8 protein-coding genes and 1 other RNA gene are annotated in these 7,061 nt (G+C 70.6%); 4 read left to right on the top strand and 5 right to left on the bottom strand.

The annotated features are described in order from the left end of the window. A partial coding sequence (locus tag RIF93_RS17245; RefSeq protein ID WP_309092686.1) for a response regulator occupies positions 1-503 on the top strand: 503 nt, incomplete at its 5' end. Here RIF93_RS17245 and RIF93_RS17240 read toward each other — a convergent pair. From RIF93_RS17240 to ssrS, 3 genes are all read right to left on the bottom strand, one after another. Next, on the bottom strand, positions 500-1,336 hold the full coding sequence (locus RIF93_RS17240; RefSeq protein ID WP_309092685.1) for a TIGR00282 family metallophosphoesterase: 837 nt from the start codon (positions 1,334-1,336) through the stop codon (positions 500-502). The two genes, RIF93_RS17245 and RIF93_RS17240, sit on opposite strands and share 4 nt — an antisense overlap. Beyond that, positions 1,333-1,914: a 5-formyltetrahydrofolate cyclo-ligase gene (locus RIF93_RS17235; protein ID WP_309092684.1), complete on the bottom strand. Its 582-nt coding sequence runs from the start codon at positions 1,912-1,914 to the stop codon at positions 1,333-1,335. Before RIF93_RS17235 ends, RIF93_RS17240 begins: the two co-directional genes overlap by 4 nt. Positions 1,915-1,935: 21 nt before the next feature. After that, positions 1,936-2,097: non-coding RNA, 6S RNA (gene ssrS, locus RIF93_RS17230), on the bottom strand. A 111-nt stretch (positions 2,098-2,208) separates the two neighbouring features. Here ssrS and RIF93_RS17225 point away from each other — a divergent pair. After that, entirely contained in the window at positions 2,209-3,234 is a 1,026-nt protein-coding gene (locus RIF93_RS17225; protein WP_309092683.1) for a fatty acid desaturase, read from the top strand. Here RIF93_RS17225 and RIF93_RS17220 read toward each other — a convergent pair. Then, a complete protein-coding gene (locus tag RIF93_RS17220) occupies positions 3,231-3,566 on the bottom strand; it encodes a cell division protein ZapA (protein WP_309092682.1) in 336 nt (111 codons plus the stop codon). The two genes, RIF93_RS17225 and RIF93_RS17220, sit on opposite strands and share 4 nt — an antisense overlap. Before the next feature lie 2 nt (positions 3,567-3,568). After that, positions 3,569-3,847 (bottom strand): DUF4164 family protein, encoded by a 279-nt coding sequence (locus tag RIF93_RS17215; RefSeq protein WP_309092681.1) that lies wholly within the window; start codon positions 3,845-3,847, stop codon positions 3,569-3,571. Between the two features lie 137 nt (positions 3,848-3,984). Here RIF93_RS17215 and tkt point away from each other — a divergent pair, with 137 nt between their 5' ends. Further along, on the top strand, positions 3,985-5,958 hold the full coding sequence (tkt, locus tag RIF93_RS17210) for a transketolase (protein ID WP_309092680.1): 1,974 nt from the start codon (positions 3,985-3,987) through the stop codon (positions 5,956-5,958). A 5-nt stretch (positions 5,959-5,963) separates the two neighbouring features. Further along, the coding region (gene purT / locus RIF93_RS17205) for a formate-dependent phosphoribosylglycinamide formyltransferase (protein ID WP_309092679.1) at positions 5,964-7,061 on the top strand (1,098 nt) is incomplete at its 3' end.

Here is a 7,061-nt window from a genome sequence, read left to right as displayed (position 1 = left end):
GCCTGACCAGCGAGCCCGGCCACGGCTCAACGTTCCGCGTCTGGCTGCCGCTGCCGGCGGCAGATACCGCCAAGCCGCCCGAGATGCAGGCCGCCGAGCTGGAGCTGCCGCCGCTCCGGGTGCTCGTCGCCGACGACAACCCGATCAACCAGGCTGTGGCGCGGGCCCTGCTGGAAGCCGCCGGCGCGGCCGTCGAAGCCGCCGCCAACGGCGCGGAAGCCCTGGAGCGTCTACGGGTCGAGCCCTTCGACGTGGTGCTCATGGACGTCCACATGCCGGTCATGGACGGCGTCGAGGCGGTGGGCCGCATCCGGGCGGGCGAGGCGGGGCCGGCGTCGACACCCGTCATCGCGCTGACGGCCGACGGCATGCCCGGCGAAGAAGCGAGACTGAAGGCGCTGGGCTTCGACGCCCTGCAGCCCAAGCCGGTGCAGCCCGCCGAACTGTTCGCGGCCATCGAACGCGCCCTGGCCGAACGCCGCAGCGCCGAGGCGGCGGCCTAGGCCTCGGCCTTCTCCAGTATCGGCACGTGCGGCGCCAGCCGTCCGCCCACGCGGATCGGCTCGATGCGCTTGGCGAGGCCCGTCCGGTCGTCGGTTTCCACGAACACGCCGCAGATGGTGGCCGGCCCCTCCGCGGGCTTGTAGCGGCCGCCCGAAATCTTGGTCGTGAACCGCCGCAGCGGCTCTTCCTTCTGGTTGCCGATGACGCTGTCGTAATCGGCGCAGGCGCCGGCGTCGGTCTGGTAGGCCGTGCCGCCCGGCAGGATCTGGGCGTCGGCGGTGGGCACGTGGGTGTGGGTGCCCACCACCAGGCTCGCCCGGCCGTCGCAGAAATGCCCCATGGCCATCTTCTCCGACGTCACCTCGGCGTGGATGTCGACGATCACCGCGTCGGCGACGGCGCCCAGCGGCGCGGCCTCCAGCTCGCGGTCGACGGCCGCGAACGGGTCATCCAACGGATCCATGTAGACCCGGCCCAGCAGGTTCACGACCAGCACCCGGCGGCCGGAGTCGGTGTCGAACAGCTGGGCTCCGCGGCCCGGAGCCTGGGCCATCGGCGGATAGTTCAGAGGGCGGATCAGGCGAGGCTCGCGGACGATGTAGGTCAGCGCCTCCTTCTGGTCCCACGAGTGGTTGCCCAGGGTCAGGCAGTCGGCGCCCGCCTCGAACAGCTCGTTGGCGGTGGACTCGGTGATGCCGAAGCCCGCGGCGGCGTTCTCGGCGTTGACGACCACGAAGTCGAGGCCCAGCTGGCGCTTGAGGCCGGGAAGAAAGGTGGAAAGGCCGTCGCGGCCCGCGCGCCCCACCACGTCTCCGAAGAAGGCGAGTTTCATCGCGCCTCCTTACCGACGGGAATGAATTCCGTCTCGGTCAGAATGGCGTCCAGCGGCTGGTCGTGGGCCTCCATCGGGATCTCGTCCACCTCCTGCCCGGCATAGGCCAGGCCCAGGACGAAAACCGGCTTGGTCGCCCGAAGGTTCGACAGCGTCCGGTCGTAGTGGCCCGCACCCTGGCCCAGGCGACCGCCCCGCCGGTCGAACGCCAGCAGCGGGCAGATGACGAGGTCGGGCTCGACGGTGTCGCTCCAGAGCGGCGGCGCCGGGATGCCGAAGGCGTCGGGCTCGAGAGGCAGCCGGCTGTCCCACAGCCGAAATTCCAGCGCCTCATCCCGGCTGACCGCGGCGGGCAGCGCGGCCTCGGCGCCCAGGTCGGCCAGGCGCAGCATCAGCGGCAGCGGATCGATCTCGGAGCCCTGGGCCACGTAGCCCGAGAAGCTGTCGAAAGCCGGCAGCCGGTCCAGCGGAAGACGCTCGGCCGCCTGGCGGGCGGCCTCGGGCGCCGCCGCCGCCAACCGCCGCCGCAGGCTGCGGAGCCTGGCGCGGAGGGCGGTCTTGTCGGGTGTGGAAGTCACCCGCCCACTATAGAGGAAGGTGGCGGCGCCGCGTGAACCGTGAAGGACTGTTTCATCCCCTCGACCTGGTTAGACCAGGTGGGCGCCGTTTGCCCAAGACCACGGCCCTGGGCAGGGACAGCTCCCTTCGAGTGAATTAAGGTCGCTGGGATATGTCGCCTTCGACGAGAGCCGCAGCAGGACCCGCCGGACGTCCAAGGTAGTGCGCCGCAGCCCCGTCCTCAAGCGCGGCCCGACCGCGCAGCCGCCGATTTTCCCTTCAAGCCTGCGCTCGTCATCACTAAGTCTGCCCTCGTGACCGCCGAAGCCCTCGCCCCTGCGCCGTCCCTGGCCCGCCTGGCCAACGACCTGACGCGCGACCTGATGCGCCCGAACCCGGGCATCTATTGGCTCGACCTCGTCGCCACGGCGGCGGTGACCTACCTCAGCCTGTGGGTGGCGGTGACGGCGCAAGGCGCCTGGGCGTTCGCCGGCGCCGCCGTCTGCGTGCTGGCGCTCTACCGGGCCGTAAGCTTCATCCATGAGCTGACCCACCAGCGGCGCGACGAGCTGCCGGGCTTCCACCTCGGCTGGAACGTGCTGGTAGGCGCGCCCTTCCTGACGCCCTCCCTGCTGTACGAAGGCGTGCACATGCTGCACCACGCCAAGGACCGCTACGGCACGGTGAAGGATCCCGAGTACATGCCGCTGGCGCGGCTGCCGTTGAAGAGCCTGCTGGGCTTCGTTTTCGTGGCCCTCCTGGCGCCCGTGGGGGTGATCCTGCGGTTCGCCGTGCTGGCGCCCGCCTCATTCCTGATCCCACGCTTGAGGCGTTGGGTGGTCGCCAAGACCTCGGCCATGACCATCAACACCGCGTTCGCCCGCGAGGACTTCGAGCGGGCCGGGAAGGCGCCGTGGCTCGCCCAGGAGATCGCCTGCTGGCTGTGGAGTTGGACGGTGATCGGCCTGACCGCGGCCGGCGCGGTCCCGCTGCGCGCGGTGCTGATCGCCGTCGGCATCTATGCGGTCTTCGCCTTCGTCAACCAGCTGCGCACCGCCGTGGCCCACTACTGGGAGAACGACGGGGCCAAGATGTCCTTCGAGGGTCAGTTCCTCGACAGCGTGAACGTGCCGCCGCCGGCGCTCCTGCCCTTCCTCTGGGCGCCCGTCGGCCTGCGCTACCACGGCCTGCACCACCTGCTGCCGCGCATGCCCTACCACAACCTTGGCAAGGCCCACGCCCGCCTGGTCGCCCACGTGCCCCAAGGCCACGTCTACCGTCAGGTGGAGCAGCCGGAGCTGGTCCCGGCGCTGGCCCGGCTCGTCCGCAAGCCGCGCTAGGCCGCTTCGTCGGTCGCCAGCTTCTCGATCCGCTTGGCGGCGTTCTCCAGCGCCGCAACGGCCCGGCTTTCAATGCGGGCGCGGTCGTTCTGCATCTTGGCGACCTCGACCTGCAACGCGGCCAGCCGGTTCTTGGCGTCGGCCAGTTCGTCGGCCAGCAAGAGGGCGCCCATCAGGAATAGGCGGGTGTCGCCCAGCTGACCCATGTCTTGGGACACGTGCCGCACCTGCTGGTCGAACATGCGGGCCAGGTCCTGCAGGTGCTGTTCCTGACCGTCCTCGCAGCCCACCACGTAGGGGCGACCGTTCACTTCGACGGTGATCTGGGCCATCGCTACTGCTCCGCCGGCGCCTGCGCGCCTAAGGCGGCGCGGATTTCCTGGATGGCCTTGCCCAGCGCCACCGAGGCCTGGGCGCTGGCCTCCTCCAGCTCGCGTTCGCGGGCCTTGGCCCGGTCGAGCTCGGCCGCGAGCTTGGCGCGGTCCTGGTCGAACAGGCCGCCGGCCTCTGCGCCCGCCTGACGCAGCTTCTCCGCCAGCCGCTGTTCCAGCACGTGGACGGCGCGTTCCAACCGTTTGGCCGCCAGGTCCAGTGCGCTCTCGCCCGGGTTCATGCGTGACTCCCCAAAGGCTTACAGGCCTCTTCTAAAGCGCGTCGCTTCCAATGGGAATCGGCCCTTTTCTTGACCCCTGCGCCCCTACGTGCGAGGCCGCGCCGCATCCCCGCCGTTAACGACTCGCGAAAGACCCCATGCCCGCGCCCACGAAGCTCATGGCCGACGCCATCCGCGTCCTGTCGATGGACGCCGTCGAGCAGGCGAACTCCGGACACCCTGGCATGCCGATGGGCATGGCCGACGTGGCGACGGTGCTGTGGACTCGCTTCCTGAAGTACGACGCCGCCCGACCGGACTGGGCGGACCGCGACCGCTTCGTGCTGTCGGCGGGCCATGGGTCGATGCTGCTGTATTCCCTGCTGCACCTGACGGGCGTGAAGGCGCTCACCCTCGACAGCCTGCGGAACTTCCGCCAGCTGGGCTCGAACACCCCCGGTCACCCCGAGTTCGGCCACACGCCGGGCGTCGAGACCACCACCGGCCCACTGGGCCAGGGGCTCGCCACCGCGGTTGGCATGGCCATGGCCGAGCGCCACCTGGCGGCGCGGTTCGGCGCCGACCTGGTCGACCACCGCACCTGGGTGGTGGCCGGCGACGGCTGCCTGATGGAGGGCGTCAGCCACGAGGCGATCAGCCTGGCCGGACGGCTGAAGCTTTCGAAGCTGACGGTCCTCTGGGACGACAACGACATCACCATCGACGGCCACGTCGGCCTGTCGGACGCGACCGACCAGCTCGCCCGCTTCAAGGCCGCCGGCTGGGCGGTGAAGCGGATCGACGGCCACGACGAGGGTCAGATCCGCCGCGCGCTCGCCTGGGCGACCAAGCAGGATCGTCCCAGCCTGATCGCCTGCAAGACGATCATCGGCAAGGGTTCGCCGACCTTCGCCGGCACGCACGACGTCCACGGCAAGGCGCTGGGCAAGGACGAGGTCGTGAAGACCCGCGACAACCTGGGCTGGCCTCACGAACCCTTCGTGGTGCCGGACGAGGCGCTGAAGCCCTGGCGCGCCGCAGGCCGCAGAGGCGCCAAGGTCCGCAAGGCCTGGGAAGCGCGGCTTGCCGCCTCCACCCTGCGGGGCGACTTCGAGCGCGCCATGGCCGGCGAGCTTCCGAAGACCGCCTTCGCCGCCCTCGACCAGTTCATCGCCGATGCGGAGGCGCAAGCCCCCGCTGCGGCCACCCGCCAGCACTCGGGCGCGGTGCTGGAGAAGATCTTCGGCGAGATCCCCGAACTGGTCGGCGGCTCGGCCGACCTGACCGGCTCGAACAACACCTTCGTCAAGAACACGCCCGTGTTCGACGCGCCGAGCTACGCGGGCCGCTACGTGAACTATGGCGTGCGCGAGTTCGGTATGGCCGCGGCCATGAACGGCATGGCGCTGCACGGCGGCGTCATCCCCTACGGCGGGACGTTCCTCGTCTTCAGCGACTACGCCCGTCCGGCGATCCGGCTGGCCGCCCTGATGGGCATCCGGGTGATCCACGTCGGCACCCACGACTCCATCGGTCTGGGCGAGGATGGGCCGACCCACCAGCCCGTGGAGCACCTGGCGTCGTTGCGGGCGATGCCGAACCTCAACGTGTTCCGCCCGGCCGACGCGGTCGAGACGGCCGAATGCTGGAAGCTCGCGTTGGACGCCAGGGGCACGCCGTCTGTGCTGGCCCTGTCGCGGCAGAAGACGGCGGCCGTCCGCACCCAGCCGATCGGCGAGAACCTGTCCGCCCGCGGCGCCTACCAACTGGCCGCCGCCAGCCTGCCGGCCCAGGTGACGATCTTCGCCACCGGCACGGAAGTGCCCGTGGCGCTCGCCGCCCGCGAGCTGCTGGAAGCGGAAGGTATCGGCGCCCGCGTGGTCTCGGTCCCCTGCTTCGAGCTGTTCGAGGCCCAGCCGAAAGACTACCAGGAGGCCCTGATCGGCGAGAGTGAGGTCCGGGTCGCCGTCGAGGCCGGCGTACGCATGGGCTGGGATCGATTCATCGGCTCGGACGGCGTCTTCGTGGGCATGGAGGGCTTCGGCGCCAGCGCGCCGGACAAGGCGCTTTACAAGCACTTCGGCATCACCGCCGAGGCGGTGGCCGCGGCCGCCAAGGCCAGGCTGGGCTGAACTCGATGCGCCTTGGCACGCCGCTTTCGCCCACCGCCGTCCGGGTGATGTTGCTGGGCTCGGGTGAGCTCGGCAAGGAGGTGGCCATCGAACTCCAGCGCCTGGGCTGCGAGGTAATCGCCGTCGACCGCTACGCCAACGCGCCGGCGATGCAGGTGGCGCACCGCAGCCACGTGATCCCCATGACCGACGCCGCCGCCCTGCGGGCGGTGATCGAGGCCGAGCGGCCGCACCTGGTGGTCCCCGAGATCGAGGCGATCGCCACCGACGAGTTGGTGCGGATCGAGGCCGAGGGACTGGCCACCGTCATACCTACAGCGCGGGCCGCGCAGCTGACCATGAACCGTGAGGGCATCCGGCGGCTCGCGTCGGAGAGCCTGGGCCTGCCGACCAGCGCCTATGCGTTCGCCTCGTCGGAGGAAGAGCTCGCCAGGGCTGCCGCCGAGGTGACCGGCTTCCCCTGCTTCGTGAAGCCGGTGATGAGCTCGTCGGGCAAGGGCCAGTCCTACGTCGAGAGCGCCGACCAGATCGCCGCCGCCTGGCGCTACGCCCTGGAGGGCGGCCGCGTGGAGCAACCCCGTGTGATCGTCGAGGGTCGCGTGGCCTTCGACTTCGAGATCACCCAGCTGACCGTCCGCAGCCTGAAGAACGGCGAGGTCGTCACAACCTTCTGCGAGCCCATCGGCCACAGGCAGGTGAAGGGCGACTATGTCGAGAGCTGGCAGCCCCAGCCCATGAGCGAGAAAGCGCTGGCCCGCGCCCGCGAGATCTCGGCCAGGGTCACGGAGGCGCTTGGGGGCCTGGGCATCTTCGGGGTCGAGCTGTTCGTGAAGGGCGACGAGGTCTGGTTCTCGGAGGTCTCCCCGCGGCCGCACGACACCGGCCTTGTCACGCTCGCCACGCAAGCCTTCAGCGAGTTCGCCCTGCATGCGCGCGCCATCCTCGGCCTGCCCACGGACGTGACCCTGCGCGAGCCCGGCGCCAGCGCGGTTATCTACGGCGGCATGGCGGCCGAAGGCATCGCGTTCGACGACGTGGAGGAGGCGCTGGCCGTCCCGGGCGCGGACGTCCGCCTGTTCGGCCAGCCCGAGGGCTGCGAGCGC

Source organism: Phenylobacterium sp. (assembly GCF_031181185.1).
GTDB lineage: Bacteria > Pseudomonadota > Alphaproteobacteria > Caulobacterales > Caulobacteraceae > Phenylobacterium.
This window is presented reverse-complemented; position numbering and strand designations above follow the sequence as displayed.